Consider the following 18,174-nt stretch of genomic DNA (forward strand, 5'->3'; position numbering starts at 1 on the left):
TTGCAGATTCTTCATCTTATCGTTTCGGCGTGCGATGGCTTGCCCCCCAATGCAAATTGTCGCCCATCGGACGCTTTCAGGTCGTCGGCTCGCGGGGAGATCGAGATCGACGGGATCATCCTTTCGCCCTCATCGGCATGTTGATCCGGTGGTGACAGGGCTTTTAACTGTTTGTGCTTAGGCAAATTAGCCGGCATGCGTTAGCGGACTGTCGTTTTAGTCAGAACGAGCTTCCTTACATTGAGCCGTTTGGGCTTGGGCCCCGGTTTGGTGGCAGCGGAGCCGAGGCGAACGCTCAAACGGCTGATTCAACCGACAAGCCGCTAGTGGGCTGTCGATTTACTTACTTCAACTGAAGCCGCTGAGAATACGATCGACGTTCGCGAAGCGACGATTAGGCGCAGCGACAGAACAAATTCCGGCATCCGTATCCCCCGATAAGCGATGTTTCAACGCAAAGAATCCTACCCGGTGGGATCGGGGCCGGGGAATTTCCCAGCAGGTCCGAAGCGGGAGGGGGCTGCGCGAGATGCGACCCAAAGCCATGAAAAAGCTTGTGCTAGCGGGAAACCGCACCACTAGCGCAACCAGGAGTTGCAAACGGGGGGGCGGCCAGCGAGAATAACCACTGCTGACGAAGCTATTCTCACGGAGCAACCAGTGAGAACAAGCCCAAACACCCAATCCTCCGGGGATACCCTGGTGAGAAACATAGTTGCACTGGCCTTCGGGGGAGGTGTTGTGAGGAGTGATGGGAATCACGCTGCAACAAGTATTCAGGCAACATTTTGATGCGGTAGCTGCCAAGCGTCGCTTGTCGAGTGACATGTATCGGGCCGCCTGGGCTGTCCGGCATTGCCGTACTCGCGAGCTCGGCGGACATGTTAACAGCTGCCCAGTCGGACACGTCTGTCAGGTCGCTTACAACTCCTGTATGCACCGAAGTTGCCCGCAGTGCGCGTGGTTGCCGCGCGAGCAGTGGCTCGCCGGATGGAAACGACGACTGCTTCCCACGCCGCATCATCACATCGTCTTTACTGTCCCGCATTCACTCAACGAGTTGTGGCGATTCAACAAAGTCCAGTTCAGCAAGTTGTTGTTCGACGCTGCTTTCGAGACGCTGCACGAACTGCTCGCCGACCCGAAGTATCTCGGTGCGGTGCCTGGCATCTTGGCCGCCCTGCATACCTGGAATCAAAAGCTCGATGTCCATGTGCATCTGCATGTGTTGGTCACCGCAGGAGGTTTAGGGCCCCGAAAGCAATGGGGCAAATCGCAAAGGAAGTGCCTGTTGCCCAGGAAGGTGCTGATGATCAAGTTTCGTGGCAAGTTCAGGGCGTTTCTCCGCGAGAGGGTTGCCAAGAGACTGTTGCGGCTACCGCCGCAACTCAGCTCCGCCGGGTTCCTGGGTTTGCTTCAAAGCGTTGGCAGCCTCCCCTGGAACGTCAAGATTCACGAAGCGTACCTGCGTGGCGAGAGTGTCGCGATCTACCTGGCGAGGTACATCAAGGGGGGGCCGATGGGCCGCGCTCGACTGCTGGAAATTCGCGACGGCAAGGTCGAGTTTCGATATCGGTTGAGCGCTCTGGAAGGGGGCGACGGGAAGCGGCAAGGTATCGCGCAGTTGCCGGTTGAAAGCTTCATTCGACGCTGGCTCGAACATGTCCCACCGCGGCGGATGCAAACGGTTCGAGGAAGCGGTCTGTACTGTGGCAATCAACACAGTCAGCTCACCACTGCCCGCGAAAGCCTGGGACTTCGGCCGTTAGAACCATTGCCGCAGCAGCGGATGACGTGTCAAGAACGATGCGTTGCATCGGGGTACACCGCAGCCTCGCGCTGCAAACAATGTGGCGCGACACTCGTTTCACATTCCCCGTTTCCTGCCGGACGCGGTCCGCCCCGCTCCGCATTTCGACGTCGCTTTCCCGGACAGGTCGCATGAAGCTGCTGCAGAACTTCGCCCACACCAACCTCGCGTCACCCAGCGGTCCGAAGGTCCACTCGAACCACGCAGTCGCCATGCTGACAAGCGACCAGAATTGTTTGCAGGGGCACCATCGAAGTGGTAAAACTCTAAAGACAGCAACAGCTAAGAATCGCTGACACTCGACTAAATTAAAAAGTGCAACCAGACGCTGCACCGGATTTCGCCGTCACGCGTCACAAGAATCTACGTCTACACCGCGAAACCGGTGAGCTTAAACGTTATCTGACTACGTTGAGATGGAACCAACGCCGACCACAATACCAATCAAATGGACATTCTCCCATACGATCCCGGCGTTTTGCCCACATTGCCAGCCCCATCCGCGGGAGAACGCATCTCGTTTCGCGTTGACGGACTTCCACCGTACAAAGACGTTTCGCATTCAATCCGCAGCGTGACTCATCCACGATACAGATCATTTGTTGCACTGCGCAACGCTGCAACAGAAATAATGAATGGTCGCGCGTGGTACTTCGGACCGGTTAAACTCGACCTTACGATCCATGCACCTTCGATGCATCCCAATCGGGGCCTAAACGATTATCTGGGTGGCGTCATGGACACTCTCGACGGGTCAAGCGGTTTTACGTTCACGTATTTACCCATCGTCTTCGAAGATGACTGCCAAGTCTGTGCCTGTGCCACACGCTTCGTTCAAACGGATAATGCATTCTACGCCCTAGAGATTCAATTTATGGGCAACGATGTGGTCGATTTATAATCGCGTTGCAGGAAACGCCAGATAACCATCGCATGCAACGGAGCGGCGGTGGTGACTGTTTCGACAACGCACCATCATCGCCGCCGCCCGTTGATGCGTAACGTTATCCGACTTAGTTCTTCGCGATGGTTTTGCCCACTCATTTCACTAAAACAATCCTGACACGACAAGGAACCGACATATGAACTCGTTCTTCTTCTGGCTCACAATTGCCGCAAGTGCCGGTGCCTTGCTCTCGCAATTGCTGCATCTCGGTGTCATCGAAATCGTTATCATTGCAGTCGTTGCAAACTTTGGGTTCTATGGCTATCGTCGTCTTGCGCGTGACCGTAAACGCACTGCAATGAACTGATGCTCCACAAACTCCAACGCATGGATGACTTGCATCACACTTTGGAAAGACATGGCGGCCGACATGTACGCCCGGAGGCCTGTGCGACTGTGATGGCAAACTATCAACCTGCTGCCAATCGTCGGATAACAATACGTTGCACACGGAGCCGCGGGCCGCGCGGCTTTTTCTGCTTGCATGACTTTCGCCGCGGCCCGGTGAACGTTACCGTTGTGCCAAAAACTGAGGCCCCCAATGTCGCTTCAAGGTGAAGGCTCAATTACGTTTTGGTTGGATCATCCCGACGCGGATTGGCAAACCAACACAAGACCCTACAAGTTTGGCCCCATGTCGAGCCACGGGATCGAGGTAACAGCCTTCAAGAACCCTGACTTCACCGTGGCAATTCTGATCAGCGGTCCGCTTTCGCAGACGATCATGTTTCATGGGCCGATGCCCAAAGTTCTTCGACCCGATGGCGTGTTCGTCGCGATCACATGGCGCCACCCTGTGGTGACCCTTTACGTTGGTCCAGACAAAGTTGATGAGTTTGTGCTATCTGAGACTCACCGAGCTACCCTGCCGATCTGTATTACATCTCCGACTGACACGCCATCTCTCGACGTGGTTGGCGACGTGCTCGACAACTTCAGCCACGTGTTCAATACCGTTTCCGGGTTTCTAGACGCTACAGACCCACAGGTTTGTATCACGACGATCACAGATGGACTTGATCTGTCCAAGTTCTCCGTCGCATCATCCAGCACAGGGTCGTGGCAGGCATTTCTCAACGGCACTAAATCCGTATTTGACTTTGTGCGTCATCGATTCGGTGATTTTTTGGCTGTATGCTCTGGCTACGGCGATCGCCTTGCCCAAGCCCACGTTGCTTTAAAGGAAGCGGACGCTCGGATTCAACACGAAAAGGCCAACCAAGAAAAGCTTGCCACAATCGCTAAAGCTAATGAAATTGCGCGGGAGATCGGCAGCCATTTGACGTCGCACCGACAAGACATTTCTGAGGAGGACAAAGAACGGTTGCTCAACGAACATTTCTACAAGCCAATGCAACAACTTGCTTCCACCATCGTCACCAACGAACTTAGGATTGAATTCCAAAACTCATCAGACGATAGGGTGGCATAACAAATCGGTGCACACGGAGCCGCGGGTCGCGCGGGATTTGAAATCAACGTTGTTCGCCGCGGCCCGGTGACCTCGGACGTTCGCACACTGAAGAATGAAACCTGTTTGCCAGCATTGCAGCACACACTACGGCGAACTTCTTCGTAGTGAGCGATGGCGCGCGTTCCGCTGCACGACATGCCACACGGAGTCGTGCGAACTCTGTGTCGCCAGTGAGGACCAAGGCAACCACATCGCGTTTCTGCGCTGTCCGAATTGTGGCGGCGATTCGTTGGACGCTCTCGATCTGCGTGATCGGCACTCGATCTTTACGTCAACTGAACAACTGGCGTCATTCGTGGTTGGAATCGCCCTCCCCTGGGTAACTTGGTCAGTTTATCCTCGCCGAACCGAAACACTCATTCAACAGTCTCTACTGAAATTGTCTGATTTCAGACCACGGTTCGCTTTGCTGGACGAAGACGATGCAAAGGTGCGTGCATACTTGGCACAAGCGTTCCCAGATCGTTTCAACTGCGACACTCCGCAGGGATCGGGGGCACTGATTTGGATCGCCGACGGGACACCGCTACAATGTGCTGGTGGACCAAACGTGACCGAGTACGAGATTCTTAAAACATCGCGATCTTTGTGGACCACCGCAGCGAATTAGGTGCGAACCATGCGATGCAACGGAGCCGGGCTTGCAAGGTTTCACGAATGGAAAGTCAACTCTCCCGGCCCGCTGATCGCCACCGTTCGTCAACCTTTTCCACCACACGTCAAATGTACTTGCCTGGCAATTGCTTATGTCAAAAGCTCCTCATTACGCACTTCGGGCGTTGGTTCTGTTGCTTCTGTTGCAGCAGGGTTGTGGTATGGCAAAGCCGTCTGAAACGGACGAACTTAAGACCTTCGGATTGCTATACCACAACACTCAGCAGGTTTATCAGAAGCCACCGACAGAATGGAAGCAATTGTTTAAACTTGTAGACACTCCAAGCCTAAGAGAAGATTACGATCAGCTCACGCGGTTCAAGGACGCTGGCTACACCATAGTCTGGGGAACTGATGCAACGTCTCTGGCCGCATCCTCAACGATCCTTTGCTATGCTCCAAATACTTTGAAGGCCGGAGGTCCGGTCCTCTTCGCAAATGGTGCTGTAGTGCAGATGTCGGCTGAGGATCTTGCGAATGCGATTAAGAATGCAGAATGAGGCAATCGGTCAACATTGCCGCAGATTGACGAACCATCGCATGCACGGGAGTGGCGGTGGCCAGTCTGTTTTGAAATCAACGTCCTCTCCCGCCACCCCGTGATGCGGGACGTTATCCGACTGGAATCGAACGCATGGAGACAAACATCAATCCATACGCCTCCGACGCTACCAAGGCGGCGGGGGGGACCGATCCGTCACGAAATTGGGAGATAGCCGGTCGCCTCGCTGTTCTAGCTGTGACGGCCTCCTACCTCTGGAACGCGATTCGTGTTTGCTTCGACTCTGAAGCGCTCCGGCAGAATCTAGTGCTTGTCGTATTATTGGTCACTATCGGTGTTTTCGGTTTGTTTGTCATGGCGATGCCTTTGAATCGTTCTCGCCATCTTCGCTTCTTGCACGTCTGGGGCTGCCTTTCAATACTTCTGGCACTATACCTCGCGATTCCGCCAATCGCCGTGCATGCATGGCTCTTGATGTTGTGGAATATATCGCTGGTGGTTGGATCCATGTTCTCAGTTTACGCATTTCGGATAGCATTCTACTCTGTTGACAACCACGAGCGTGGTATGCCAGACGGCGGATAACCAGCGGATCCACCCGAGTCGGCGAGTCGGGGCGTTTAGACAATAGAAGATCTCTCGCACCGACCGGGTGATCCGTATCGTTATGCCTCATGAAACTCAGTGACCTTATCGATCCGTTGATGGTGCTTCTAAGTGACGCACATGCTGCAGAGCAGTTGCTCGACGCCGCTGACGGCCAGTTTGAGCGGCGGGCTTACATTCGCAGCACAATGGCAACAATCGAAGGGGCAATCTGGTTGCTCAAGCAGACGTGTCTGAAAGCGCACGCTCCGCGTGGTGCGAAACGCATGTCAATCGCCGAATACGCCATGCTTTCCGACGAGACCTATGACCTCAAGAACAACGGCGATGTCCGAACATCAACGAAATTCCTAAAACTGCCCGACAACCTGAGATTCACTGTCCAGATTTGCAATCGCTTATTTGGCTGTGAAATGGACCTACAGGTTGGTGCCGCTCCATGGGATAGGTTCCTAAAGGCTGTAGCTATTCGCAACCGGATAATGCATCCAAAAGTTTCAGCGGATTTTGAGATAACCGATCAAGAAATCGACGACTGCAAGAATGTAGTTGGATGGTTCAATACAATGTTTCATGATTTCGTGATGCAACTCACCAAGAATGCGGAGAACTTCAAGCCGCCAAGCGAGGCATGACAACGCAATGCACCGGAGCCGCGAAGTCGGGCGTTTTGACGATGGACAATCTTTCGTCGCGACCGGGTGCTTGCAATCGTTCTGCCACTGCCGTATTTATAATCGACGACTTCCATGAGAACCGAAAGCGAGAGCAAGACAGGGCGGTTGCGATTCTCCCTGAGGGTGTTGCTGATCGTGGTATTTATTGCCGCCGTCGTTTCCGCATGGACGGCGGCACGCCTGAAGAAGATTCGCACAGAAGAACGCATTGCATCGACGTGCCTTCAGCTTGGTGCGACCATTTCGTTGACCGACGACGACCGCGGTTGGATCACGGTATTACATTTCTCCAGGCCCACAAGCTTGAACGACGAACATTTACGAGAATTCGCGAAATTAAAACATCTAGAAGTACTGTGGTTGAGCCAGACACAGGTGACCGGCGATGGCCTCGAAGCACTTGAGCAGTTCCCTGCTCTTCGTGAGTTGCATGTCAACGAGAGCCAGCTCACACCTGAAGGAATACTGCATTTGAAGCAGCTCCAGCAGCTTGAGAAGATTCAGTTTTGGGGGCTACCTTTGAATGATCCTCGCGGCGAGCAAATACTCAAAATGCTACCCAACGTGCAATCCAATTGACGACATCTCGACGCTAATTGTCCAACGTCTCCCTCGGGGGTATGGCAGAACCATGCGGTGAACGGGAGCCGCCGATGACGCGGGTTTTAAAATCATAAGTTTTTGGCGGCGGCCCCGTTACCGCTGCCGTTCGGCCGCCCATTATCGGACCCCCTCAAAACGTTTCGGCCACCATGGCGGCAATGACGTTTCCAGTTCCGGATTTGTCGTCGGCCGAAGATAGAGATCGTGGATCGCCAACTGGCGCGATGGCCCCATGCCGATAACCCTCCTCCGGCGGCAACACAGCGGAGGCGTTGCGACAGCGGCGGTACAGGGCAGACGGTGCATTGGCACCGACGCGGTCGGTGTACACATCGAGCAATCGCGTGGCGTGCTCGACGCCATTCTCGGATGCCAGATAACGCGTGGCGCTGGGCAACGTGGTGCCAGGTCGCGGTCGATTCTGAGTCTAGATAGCAGCGGTTGTCGATTCGCTTTGCGGCGAGGGAGTGATTCGATACGAAAAAAGGCTTGGAACCAAATGTTCCAAGCCTCTTGATCGAATGTACTGTTTGAAGCGGTTCGCAAACGAACCACTGAAAGAAAAGTACCCCCGAAGGGATTCGAAGAATCAAGCGAATCGCCGGGTTAAACCGCAGTCGCAAGTCCCGGCGGTGCCGCTGGCGGTGTCATCCCTGCAGCAAGACGCCTTGGCAGCTGAACTTCTCTCAATCTGGCAATCGCTAGACCACCCCGCCCGCGACGACTTGCTTGCCGTCGCCCGTGGCCTGATCGCCGCAAGGCAGATCCCTGAACCAGAGGCCCAGGATCGCCCCAGGATCGCACCGAAGGGGCCGACGCGACAATCGAGACGCAAGGCAAGTTCTGCAGCGTCACACGCTAAACCGGACAACACCAACAAGCGGAAGACGGACGAACATGGAAGTGATTGAAGATTGGATTGATTCGGAAATTAAGCGGGAGATGGCAAGCTTTGGCCATCGCGGCCTGTCGGTCGAAGAGTCGGCCCGGCTGGTTTGTAGGTCGCCAGAGACAGTTGCGAAGTACCACGGCGGCTATTGCAAGCCGGTTTGGATTCCACTGCCTTCCGAGATCGCAGAGCGGGCTGCGGGGATCCGGCAACGCTGGGCGGAGGAGGAGCGACTTGCGCGAATGCAGGCGCCCGTCGATGTGGACTACGAACCGGCAGATTCATGCGGCACACGAAACGACGAAGGGAAGGTGAACACAAATGGATGAGACCGGAAAAGCTGACGAACAGACCGCCGCGAAGATCGTCGGTTCGCTGGGGGCAGTCGCGAAACACTTTGGTGTCCGCCGCGACACGGTCCGCAATGACTGGCGAACAAAGGGGATGCCAGGGGAGCTGGGAAACTACGACCTCGCTGCAATCGCGGCCTGGCGTGGACGGCGGCGACGAACGGCGCTAGACACGTCGGAGCTCGACGAAATCGAAGGTGGACCAACCGCAAAGCAAGTAGAGGACGCCAAGGCCCGCCGCGTGGTGGCCGACGCCCAGCGCGCACGGGCGGAAGCCGATCTAAAAAAGCTTGAACTGCGGATCCAAAGCGAAAACTTGATCCCGCTGGAACGCGTCGAAAACTTCCTTGCGGGACTTTTTACGGACATGCGAAGGCAGGTCTGCCGAATCGGCCTAGAGATGAAAGACGGCTATCCGGTCGAGCTGCAAGAGCGAATCAAAGCGGACTGCGATCGGTTGGTAGAGGCTTCGCTGGCAGAGGTCGAAAAGGCCGCCGCCGCATTGGCAGAAGTAGCGGAGGATCGATAGCCGTGAAAGCCTACCAAGTCAGAATTTGCGCGATCTTGAACGCGCTCGACAGCTGCCGTTGGGCGCTGACTGCCGACGACCTTTGCTTCATGCTGCGGATGGAAAACCACGAATACGACCAATCGACGATCCGGGCCGATTTGCACTTCCTGAAAGAGATCGACAGCGTGACGGCTGAAGACGCTGTCCGGCAAGATGGCAGAGCGGTGAAAAAGTGGCGTCGAAAGAAAGTTTGAGATTTTCCGGGCCGTTCGTCGTGGCGGCAAATGAGCCTTGTTAGTTTTGGGGGAACAGTCGACGGACGGGACGCAGCAACCAGGCGAGGATAGATCCAATGCACCGATTCAACTCAATGCCGTTTCAGCGGCGCAAGGTTAATCGAACAGTTGCAAGGCGGCAATTGCCGCCGCGTGTTGTCGCCACTGAAAGCGACTTTGACCCGCAGCCGCAAATGGACGAAATCGACGCGAAGATCGAACGACTCGACAAGATGATCGACGGACTGCTTGAAGCCTACGCAGGACGCGACGACGAACTTGCAAACCTTGGAATCCCGGGAGGGGACAAAATGGAAAGCGACCTAGACATTACTTACGTCGAACCAGTCGCCGAAATCGGCCGGCCACGAAACATCGAGCCGTACCTGTACGACAACATCGAGCGGACTTGGCTACGCCATCGCTTCCCCAGCGTCACAACGAACCTGCAGGAATTGGGCGCGGCTTTGCTCGCCTACCGGATGAACCCAGCTTCGCCAAAGCCGGTTAAGCGGTTCGAGCAGTTGGGGGTGGCTCAGTATGAAATCGGCGCGCTCGATGCCGAAGTTGCTTTCGGTGAAATGCTGGACTTCACTTTGAAATGTGAGGGCGAGACCGTTCAAGTCTCCGCTCAGAATGATGCCATCCTAGACCAGATTGCGATCATCGGCGCGATCGAGGTCTGAACGATAGGGAGCAAGCAGAGACTCCTTGGTAACGTAATTTACAACCCGACCCGAAGAACGAAAGAATCAGTAACATGGCAACCAAAACTCAACAAACGCCAGACCAGAGTCAACGACAGGCAATCGTCGACCTGATTGCAAACCAAGAGGCTGAACGACAGCACCAACTGCAGACCGCTTGCCTTGCGGTTGCGACCAACGAAAGCGTCGATGCCGCTTTTGTCCTAGAGCTTTGCAACCAACTCGATGTTGGTGGCGATGCTTTGGACGCTTTGATGCAACTGGCCGGTCGCGATGCCGAACAGCAGGACATCGAGCAACAGTTGACGGAGGCTGAGGCAAACAAGTCGGCTGCCTACGAGCGTGCTCGCGAGCTTGTCGATGCGGAAACACAGGCCGTCGCAAAGTACGAAAAATGGTTGTCGGAGAATCCACCGGATAGCGTGCCAACTGCTGCACAGTCTAAGGCGATTCGCAAGCAACGGTCCCCAGTTCTCGACGCCCAGGACGATCTGGCGGAGGCCCGCCGGATTGCTGACACTCGGAATCGAGAGGCGGACGCAGTTGCCAACAAGTTGAGTTACTTCCAGGCGGAAACGAAAAAACGCCGCAATGAAATCAAGGCCGAACACTCCGCCCTGTACTGGCTCTAGCGATTCGTGAGGAGCGGCCGCAGGCTGGACGGGGTTTCACTTGCCCCTGAAGGTCTGCGGCCCTCTTTTTTTGCAGCAACAACGAGACCGAGAACATGAACCCAACGATTGCCAAATTGACCCAAGCGGTTGACGACTTGCCCGAGGAACACGCTTGCGTTTTGCGGCCGATCGTCGCTGAGCTTGCGGAAGAAGACAAGCAGTTGGTTGACGCACTGGCTGACGTCACACTTGCGGGCCAACGCATGATGCACGAAACCCAGTCGGTTAAGCGTGAATTGGCAGCCGCAAACCGCAAGCTTGCCGGCCGATAAGGCACCCGCCAAGCAAGACACAAGACTTTCAGCGAGGGATAGAGCAATGGCTTCAGATGATGCCAAAATCCGCATGGATGGCGACACAACACCGGCGCGTGCAGCACTTCAGCAAGTTGTTGCGGAACTTCGGAAGATGGAGGGAACGATGGCCAAGATGGCCGGGAATTCCGCCAAGCAATCGCGAAGCGTCGCAAAAGAGTTGGGCGGAATTCAAAAGGCTGGCATGGGGGCAGTTAAAGGGCTTGCTGGTTTTGTTGGCGTTACAAGCTTCTTGACGGCCTCGCATCGTGCCGCCGCGTTGCTACGGTCAGAGCTTGAATCGATCAAGCGAATCGACACCGCCGCCGCCGATCAAGAGGTATCGCTGGGGCGTGAGTTGAAACGGTTTAAGCTTTTCTCCGGTGCGAATGGCCTGGACTTCGAAAGCTTGCGAGAGCGAGCGATCGCGGCATCGGGATCGACGCTAACGCCTGCGGAGATTATCAGCGCATCCCGCGAAACGGTTTCGGCTGGCTTCCGGGGGGGCGAGCAAAAGAAGCTTCGCGCAGAAGTGCCGATCAAACTTGCAGAATGGTTTGGGGACTCAATGTCCACCGACGAGTTCAAGGCGTTGTCGGCAGCCCTCGGGACGCTGACCGACAAGATTGACGGCTTTGATCTAGGACAAGGTGCAGCGATGAGTCTAAGCGCTTTGATGATGGCCCCGGGCGGCGATCCGGCCGCATTCAGTGAAAACATTCTTCGCGGACTTGTGCCAATTTTGGTTAACCAGTTCGGTTTTACCTTTGAACGCGCTCTGGAACTCGCTGTAACCGCGCAGAACACCACGCAAGACACGGAGGGTGCGCGCATTCGGACCAACCTTCCAAAGCAGTTGTCGCAAGTGCGAGAGGCTGGGCTGGTCTTCGGCGAGAATCTGTCGGGGGACGATCTGATCGACTTCCCCAAAGGTGACAGCGAGAACGCACAGAAGATCCGATTCCAGCTGCTGCGGTCTGCCGACAAGCGAGGCGTCGAGTTAGCGAACCGATTGAGGGATGCGAAAGCCGCTGGAGACGATGTAACCGCGCAGGCAATCATTGAGGAATCGGCAGGCGTTGCGAAAGTGCTGCTGAAGATGTTCGACAAAGAGAAGTTCAGTCAACTCAAACCCAAAGTCGCCGGCAAATCAACAGAGAAATTCTTGGGCCTGGACTTCATGCAATCGACGATTCCTGAGCAGGACACGAAAGGCTTCACGGCAATGCTGGCCGAAGTTGAAACCCAGTTAAAGGGTGGCCCAACCGCCGTTGCGGACTTACAAGAAACGATCCGGCAAAACAACTCGTCTGGCATGACCGCGGTTTCAACGCTGCAGAACGAATCCGATCGCACCATCGCGGTATTCAAAGGCGAGGACCGCGTTGGTGCGCTGCGGCAAACTGCGATTCAGAGCTTGCGAGGCATCAAGGAATCGGGCCGCATTGGAACCGAGACCGGCCGCGGTATCGACGAAACGATCGACCGCATCGGGCTAGCTGGTGCCAGTGAAGACGACGTGTTGGATTATTTCAATGATCGAATCGACAAGATCATTCGGGAGATCACGACGGAAACAGGCTACGTTCCCTCGATTGGATCGGGCCACGGATTCAGTCGCGGCGGTGGAAACGTCGGCCTGCGGACCAAGGAGAAGCTGACACCGTCGGAACAGCGGGAGGTTGACCAGCTGCGGAACCTCAAGGGCCGCGTCGGCGACGTGCGAGACGCGATCAAGGAAGAGGATAGCCAGAGGGTTGTCGAAGCGATTGATCGGCAAACCGAAGTTATGAAAGCCATGATGGGCAACCGGCCGCCCAAGTACAGTTCGGCCGCCGGTGCGATGCCCGTCGCCAGCCAAACTTCTGCCGAGTAGCGCCGGCCGCACTTTCGCGCTCAGTTCTGCTGTCCCGGTGGTTAGCCGAATGGATCTGCTGGAATACGATCTGTCTTGACTGACCTGCAAATCTCAGCTAATTGTCGCAATCAGTTGCACGCGAAATTTGACTCGATTAGGATGAAAACACCCGCAGAGTGGGTCTCTGCGGGTGCGATGTCAAGAAAAACTACTTTTTCTTGACCCAAAACATGAATGCCGCTTTACCGCATTCTTCAGCCCTCAACACTTTTCCGTTCCGAAGAGTGATGGTTTTGCTGAAGACCTGCTCGTAGCCCTCACGTTCTTCCTTTTTAGGTCGCACTTTCGACCCATCATTGCTGGACGTACTATCCATTTGAACTTCCTTCCGTAAACACGGCTGCATGCCGAAGTGTTGTCCAAACTAGCACGCGTACGTGTGGTACCTAGTTTGGTGTGGGTTGGCACGCGAACGCCACACGAACATTGTTACCGAAAACCCAATCTTAGCCAACAAGTGTTTCATGGTTGAACTTCATCAAGCGTACTTTTGGGACTGTCCAGACTGTGGCCGTGAGAACTTCTGCCGTGGAATCGTGCCTGAGTTTTCCCCGGAGGAATTGGAAGAACTCAGGGCTGACCATGGCGTCCAACCGTGGGAAACCGGGAATTTCGTCATGCGGCCTAATTCCGTAACCTGCAAGCATTGCGAACTGAAATTTTCCGTTTTAAGCCTTAAAGATGCTTGACACGATTTGACGATGCGGTTGATTCGTAATAAGATTCCTTCGCCTTCCAAGTAAACACGGCAAGGTAATAAGTTACAGGGTCAAGCTCGTTGGTACCGAGCTTGGCCCGTTTTTGTTGGTATTTTGCTTAACTGTATCGACTTGCCGTGATTCGTTGGGGCGAGATTCGCTGTTAGAGTCGCGAATTGGCTGGCTTCGTAAACGAGCCACGGCGGATTAGCGACTCAACTGGCAGCCAACGCCGAGGCCAAGAAGCCGGCCCCCTCATTCACTGGACGTCGCGATGAAGATTCTTGTGTCCAGCGTTGTGCGATTGCGTTCCCTGTAAATCTACCTGGATTGCACGTCAACATGCTAGCTAGCATTCTGCAGAGAGATCGATGCCCATCCTGGGCTGAAAAAAACATCGACGAGATCCCAGGAATACCTGCCATACTTTTGACGGTTCGACGCATTAGCAAGTAGCGTGCTCGCGATCTTTACGACCAGCGGGCGAAGGAGCGGATGCTTGCCGGTAAGAAACAGGACCCTGTGGAAGATCTTCCACAGGGTCCGACTAAAGCCCGCGACGAAGTCGGCAAGGTCTTCGGCGTGTCCGGCCGCTTGGTCGATCACGTCAAGCGAGTCAGATTGCCCGAAGTTCCTTCAGACGAAAAAAGCAACGCATGCACGCCAGGCAATCGCTTGACGCATCGTGGGCGTTGTCAAACTCCGACTGAAACAACTTTGCGTGAAGTTCATCAAGCTTGGGCCACTTAAAGCCACGGTGTGACGGGATGCGGCAGAAGTCGACGCTTTCCTTCATCGTGCATAGGAGGGGTTTTCGACGAAGCGGGTTTGGTATGCCAATGCGGGCACATTCTGCCCCGATTATGTTTGTATCGAAATCTACATTGTGAGCAACGACAGTTTTGGCGCTCGCAACGGCAGCAAGAAACGAATCGAGGATCGGCCGAAGCGGGCGGCCGTTTTCGCGTGCAAACGCAGTGGTGATTCCATGCACGCGTGTCGCCCCTGAATCAATCTTAAAGCCATCTGGCCGAATCAAATGATTCTCCAGCGGCTTAACCGTGTCGCCTGATTCCGCGATAACCCAAGCGAGCTGGACCACGCGTGGCCAATTGTTAGTGTCTGATTCATCCGCGTAGAAGTTTCGGGGCAGGCCCGACGTTTCGGTGTCAAAAAACAGATACATGTTGGCCCCTTCCATTCCAGAGCGGAGTCGACCAACCGGCCTGCAATTTGGCCAACATGATCGATTGTTGAATTAGTAGCTTCGGTAGATGTTTTATCCGCACACGGAGTGCGTTGGCAATAGTCGCGAGGCAAGCCTGGCGAGCACCGCCGCCACATGACACCATCGCAGCGGGCTATGTGCGCGGCTAAGGCTCGGGAGATTTACGACGCGAGGGCGAAGGAACGGCAGCGGGCCGCTGGTGGAAACCACGCAGCAAAAGCGGTTCCGGAAAATTTACCGGAACCGAAAAGGGACGCCCGCGACGCTGCCGGCAAGTCGGTCGAAATTGCAACGCGAACAGCCGACACCGCCAGCCGCAACCGCTCCCAAGTGCCGAAACAATCCCAAAAGCAGACGCAATTTGTTAGCCAACCCAAGGTGCCAGCGGACAAGCTTTGGGGCCACCGATTTTCTGGAGGTGGATTTGCCGAATTGCAGAGAATTGCTTTTCGTGGCGTCGCTTTGTGCCGATCCTTTACGAGTCGTCTGCCGAAAGCATCCCGAGGCCGAATCGAAATGTTTGCTACTCAACAAGCCGCCGGGGCACAGAGCCGAATCAGATGACGAAACGATTGGGGGCCAAGGCAGCAGTGCTTCTAGTCGCCCCATTCCTCACTCTGAGCGCAACGCGTCTGTTATCGGGGCATTCGCACGAAAAACGCAAATCTATACCTGGAACCAATAACAATGCCATTCAACGTAACGCAAGCAGCACGCCAACTGGGTGTTTCTAACGAAACCGTTCGCGTCGCAATTCGCGCAGGTCGATTGAAAGCCCGCTGTAATGGAAGTGGGAAAATCCGTCAGCATTTCATCATCGACGAAGCGGATCTTGAGGAGTTCAAGGCGGCCACCTTGTACGTCCCCGAGCCTGCCGCGTGGCGGTAATTCGGCATGCTAACGCTCCCCCGTCGCAATGCGGCAAAGGCGAGAAAGACTTGCAGGCAATCGAGTTAAACAATCGACACAGCGATCATCGATCACTCCCGAAAACAGGTGCTATTTGTTCGCTGGCACCTAGGGGCTGGCGTGCAAATTTTCGGTACCGGTTGGCTGGAAGTGTCCGCAATTCCGGACATCCCCCGCCGAGAATGTCCGGCGTGCTGGACAAACGCCGGGAAACCGATTCCGCAATTGTATTGACCCCTCGCGACCGCATCGGTTATAAATCGGGCGTCGGCCCCTCGCCTAGAAAACGAGACCGACCAGCCAAAGCCATCTCACATCGGCCAAGGCTGCAAACTGTATTACCTTCAAAACATGTGGTGCAAGCGTCCCGATGAGTAGCAGCATTCCCAAGCGTCGATCGGCATAGGCCGTTAGCAAGGTCTGTTGGCTGGGGCCGTAATACTCCCCGGTTTTCTACTGCTTATCGGGGCGCCTGCACGTACCGACCTAACGGTCGAAAGGCAGGCACCCTTATGTCTACCGTCCAAACCTCTCTGCATGAGAACCGGCTTTCCCGATTGACCGAAAGCGATTGGGTTTCCGGCCCCATCGCACCGGCACCTAAGCCGGTTCACCCCAAGCCCCACTGGATCAAGGGCCAAGACTTCGCCGACCAGTTGGCATGTTTTGCCATGCTCCTGGACGTCTCGAAACGCCAGTCCGAAGAGGACGCCAAGCGGACCATTTTTGCGTCGCTCGAGTCCATCGTCCTGCTGTGGTGGCGAGTCGAAGTCCGCAAACCGAACGTTTCACCGCTGCCCGCGAACTGCCCCAAAAAGTTGTTTGATCACGGGTGCCTTCGCAAAGCCGAGCTGCATGATCTGCAAGTTGCGTTCAAGCCCGCTGCGACGGCAACGCACCTGTTTCAGGCTGCTGACTCGTGTCTCAAGACGATGGAACTGCAATTCCAGGACCTTTTGGGCGGGGGGCTGTCGCAATGAGCACCACAACCGAAATCGCCGACGAGTCACGTGCCAACGACCGCCGAAGCGAGGCGAAATCGCTCATAGCCAGAGGAATGGACCAAACCGAAGCCTGCTGCCTGGCCGGATTCCGCGATCGGCCTGGCGAACGACTGAAACCGGATCCCAACACCGGCTGGATCCCAACACCGGATGAGATCCTATCCGAAGCTGCGAAGATCAGGTTGGAGTGGCCGGACGGGCTGGAACCATCCGGCCTCCAGCTGGCTGGCATTCGCAAGAATCGCGACACCCGCGCGGCACGTTGCTCGCGAACTGTTTCGATGCGGGAGCTTTCGGTCGACAAGCGATGGGAGGACGACAGTGAATAACCGCCAAGCCGTCTTGGACCGCTTCGACACGACGCCGGCCGATGCTATCCACCTTTGCGACCTGCAGCCGCTGCGCGACGGCACGCGACCGATAAGCGTGTCGATGCAACGCCGGGTCCTGCAATTCTTCGGTGGGTTCAAATCCGATCGATGTTGGTTGCCGATCGCGGAGATTGCTAAACAGCTTTGCCACGATGAACGCACGGTGCGGGCTGCAATTCGCGTTCTGGTTGCCGAGCAACTGTTGGTCGAAAGCGGACATCGCAACCGACGAACAAGGGCCGTCAACTGGGGCGAGATCGGACTTCGTATCCACCGCTCCGAATGTGGCCCGCTACCCTGTTCAACCGGGCAGGATGCCCAACCGGGCACCGGGCAATTGATGGCGGGCTGCCCTGATGAACCGGGCAGTAGTGCCCGCCCTATAACAGAACCAAGAGAACAATCGTCACCATCATCAAGGCGAGAGCCGAGACCGACGACGGCGAAGATCTTGGGTTCTGATTGGGAGCCCGCGGTCGAAGCGTTGCAGGGTGTTGGGCTAGGTCAGATCCCCAAAGCGATCGCGATGGCCAACGCCGCCGGGATGGCGCCCGATGAACTGGTCGACCTGGCCGCGATCGTCCGGCACGATTCCAGGCTGTCGGCTGGATCGATCATCGCAAGGTTGCGGGATGGCTGTTGGCCGGTCGACGACGTGGTCGGCATCGAAGGCGTTCAGCAAGCCCGACAGCGCCGCGCTGAGAAGATCCGCCAAGCACGCCACGATGCAGCAGAGACAGCCGAGAATCGACCCCAGCGTTGGATAATCGACGGTCTGGTCGGTCGAGATTTGCGAAAGGCCGGATTGATTGATCTGGCGGCCGATGCGGAGCTGCAAGCCGCCAACCGGATGGATGAGGTTGACCGGTTGCGGTGCGATCGGCTGGCGTTGGCGTGATCGCTTCCTGGTGGACAAACGGGCCAGACCGATCGCGGATTCTGGCCCGTTTACATTGTGGATAACTGGCATCGTTCGATGTTGAAAACGCGAACGGAAACGGGAACGAATCGCCGATGAAAACCGCTCGAAAACCGGCTCAATCCGCCCCGGTGAAACCGCCCGAAAAATGCCACC

23 protein-coding genes are annotated in these 18,174 nt (G+C 55.7%); 19 read left to right on the forward strand and 4 right to left on the reverse strand.

Annotated features, from left to right (window positions below):
* Positions 1-751: 751 nt before the first annotated feature.
* The 8 genes from CA51_RS05270 (at position 752) to CA51_RS05300 (ending at position 7,248) form a co-directional block, all read left to right on the forward strand.
* Complete coding sequence (locus CA51_RS05270; protein ID WP_145118461.1) at positions 752-1,945, forward strand: IS91 family transposase; 1,194 nt, start codon at positions 752-754, stop codon at positions 1,943-1,945.
* Between the two features lie 313 nt (positions 1,946-2,258).
* Positions 2,259-2,711 (forward strand): hypothetical protein, encoded by a 453-nt coding sequence (locus tag CA51_RS05275; protein ID WP_145118463.1) that lies wholly within the window; start codon positions 2,259-2,261, stop codon positions 2,709-2,711.
* Between the two features lie 181 nt (positions 2,712-2,892).
* A complete protein-coding gene (locus CA51_RS25655; protein ID WP_197451609.1) occupies positions 2,893-3,063 on the forward strand; it encodes a hypothetical protein in 171 nt (56 codons plus the stop codon).
* Between the two features lie 234 nt (positions 3,064-3,297).
* The gene (locus tag CA51_RS05280; protein ID WP_145118465.1) at positions 3,298-4,188 is read left to right on the forward strand and encodes a hypothetical protein; all 891 of its coding nucleotides are present in this window, start codon (positions 3,298-3,300) and stop codon (positions 4,186-4,188) included.
* Between the two features lie 788 nt (positions 4,189-4,976).
* Positions 4,977-5,384: a hypothetical protein gene (locus tag CA51_RS05285; protein ID WP_145118469.1), complete on the forward strand. Its 408-nt coding sequence runs from the start codon at positions 4,977-4,979 to the stop codon at positions 5,382-5,384.
* Positions 5,385-5,518: 134 nt separating this feature from the next.
* Positions 5,519-5,971, forward strand: coding sequence for a hypothetical protein (locus CA51_RS05290; RefSeq protein ID WP_145118471.1), 453 nt, complete (start codon positions 5,519-5,521; stop codon positions 5,969-5,971).
* An 89-nt stretch (positions 5,972-6,060) separates the two neighbouring features.
* A complete protein-coding gene (locus CA51_RS05295; RefSeq protein ID WP_145118472.1) occupies positions 6,061-6,627 on the forward strand; it encodes a hypothetical protein in 567 nt (188 codons plus the stop codon).
* A gap of 114 nt (positions 6,628-6,741) precedes the next feature.
* Positions 6,742-7,248 carry a leucine-rich repeat domain-containing protein gene (locus tag CA51_RS05300; protein WP_145118473.1) on the forward strand — a complete coding sequence of 169 codons (507 nt, stop codon included), beginning with the start codon at positions 6,742-6,744 and terminating at the stop codon, positions 7,246-7,248.
* A gap of 154 nt (positions 7,249-7,402) precedes the next feature.
* Here the strand turns inward: CA51_RS05300 and CA51_RS25660 are convergent, their stop codons facing one another.
* Positions 7,403-7,669, reverse strand: a complete 267-nt coding sequence (locus CA51_RS25660) for a hypothetical protein (RefSeq protein ID WP_197451610.1) — start codon at positions 7,667-7,669, stop codon at positions 7,403-7,405.
* Positions 7,670-8,169: 500 nt separating this feature from the next.
* Here CA51_RS25660 and CA51_RS05305 point away from each other — a divergent pair, with 500 nt between their 5' ends.
* From CA51_RS05305 to CA51_RS05335, 7 genes are all read left to right on the forward strand, one after another.
* On the forward strand, positions 8,170-8,490 hold the full coding sequence (locus CA51_RS05305) for a hypothetical protein (RefSeq protein WP_145118475.1): 321 nt from the start codon (positions 8,170-8,172) through the stop codon (positions 8,488-8,490).
* Entirely contained in the window at positions 8,483-9,040 is a 558-nt protein-coding gene (locus CA51_RS05310; protein ID WP_145118477.1) for a terminase small subunit, read from the forward strand. The genes CA51_RS05305 and CA51_RS05310 overlap by 8 nt, the downstream gene beginning before the upstream one ends.
* A gap of 2 nt (positions 9,041-9,042) precedes the next feature.
* Complete coding sequence (locus CA51_RS05315; protein ID WP_145118479.1) at positions 9,043-9,276, forward strand: hypothetical protein; 234 nt, start codon at positions 9,043-9,045, stop codon at positions 9,274-9,276.
* Between the two features lie 254 nt (positions 9,277-9,530).
* Entirely contained in the window at positions 9,531-9,983 is a 453-nt protein-coding gene (locus CA51_RS05320) for a hypothetical protein (protein WP_145118481.1), read from the forward strand.
* 74 nt (positions 9,984-10,057) lie between these two features.
* A complete protein-coding gene (locus CA51_RS05325; RefSeq protein ID WP_145118483.1) occupies positions 10,058-10,636 on the forward strand; it encodes a hypothetical protein in 579 nt (192 codons plus the stop codon).
* A 95-nt stretch (positions 10,637-10,731) separates the two neighbouring features.
* Entirely contained in the window at positions 10,732-10,950 is a 219-nt protein-coding gene (locus CA51_RS05330) for a hypothetical protein (RefSeq protein ID WP_145118485.1), read from the forward strand.
* A gap of 46 nt (positions 10,951-10,996) precedes the next feature.
* Positions 10,997-12,847 carry a hypothetical protein gene (locus CA51_RS05335; RefSeq protein WP_145118487.1) on the forward strand — a complete coding sequence of 617 codons (1,851 nt, stop codon included), beginning with the start codon at positions 10,997-10,999 and terminating at the stop codon, positions 12,845-12,847.
* A gap of 190 nt (positions 12,848-13,037) precedes the next feature.
* Here CA51_RS05335 and CA51_RS25665 read toward each other — a convergent pair whose 3' ends face one another.
* The 3 genes from CA51_RS25665 to CA51_RS05345 all read right to left on the reverse strand — a co-directional run bounded on the left by CA51_RS25665 (position 13,038) and on the right by CA51_RS05345 (position 14,773).
* The gene (locus tag CA51_RS25665; RefSeq protein ID WP_197451611.1) at positions 13,038-13,205 is read right to left on the reverse strand and encodes a hypothetical protein; all 168 of its coding nucleotides are present in this window, start codon (positions 13,203-13,205) and stop codon (positions 13,038-13,040) included.
* Between the two features lie 727 nt (positions 13,206-13,932).
* The gene (locus tag CA51_RS05340; RefSeq protein WP_145118489.1) at positions 13,933-14,193 is read right to left on the reverse strand and encodes a hypothetical protein; all 261 of its coding nucleotides are present in this window, start codon (positions 14,191-14,193) and stop codon (positions 13,933-13,935) included.
* Positions 14,194-14,203: 10 nt separating this feature from the next.
* A complete protein-coding gene (locus CA51_RS05345) occupies positions 14,204-14,773 on the reverse strand; it encodes a 3'-5' exonuclease (protein ID WP_197451612.1) in 570 nt (189 codons plus the stop codon).
* Positions 14,774-15,502: 729 nt separating this feature from the next.
* Here CA51_RS05345 and CA51_RS05350 point away from each other — a divergent pair.
* From CA51_RS05350 to CA51_RS05365, 4 genes are all read left to right on the forward strand, one after another.
* Complete coding sequence (locus CA51_RS05350) at positions 15,503-15,703, forward strand: helix-turn-helix domain-containing protein (RefSeq protein ID WP_145118493.1); 201 nt, start codon at positions 15,503-15,505, stop codon at positions 15,701-15,703.
* Positions 15,704-16,236: 533 nt separating this feature from the next.
* Positions 16,237-16,704 (forward strand): hypothetical protein, encoded by a 468-nt coding sequence (locus CA51_RS05355; protein ID WP_145118495.1) that lies wholly within the window; start codon positions 16,237-16,239, stop codon positions 16,702-16,704.
* The gene (locus tag CA51_RS05360) at positions 16,701-17,057 is read left to right on the forward strand and encodes a hypothetical protein (protein WP_145118497.1); all 357 of its coding nucleotides are present in this window, start codon (positions 16,701-16,703) and stop codon (positions 17,055-17,057) included. The genes CA51_RS05355 and CA51_RS05360 overlap by 4 nt, the downstream gene beginning before the upstream one ends.
* A gap of 493 nt (positions 17,058-17,550) precedes the next feature.
* A complete protein-coding gene (locus tag CA51_RS05365; RefSeq protein WP_145118499.1) occupies positions 17,551-17,997 on the forward strand; it encodes a hypothetical protein in 447 nt (148 codons plus the stop codon).
* The last annotated feature ends 177 nt before the right edge of the window (positions 17,998-18,174 follow it).

The sequence above is a fragment of the Rosistilla oblonga genome, from assembly GCF_007751715.1.
GTDB lineage: Bacteria > Planctomycetota > Planctomycetia > Pirellulales > Pirellulaceae > Rosistilla > Rosistilla oblonga.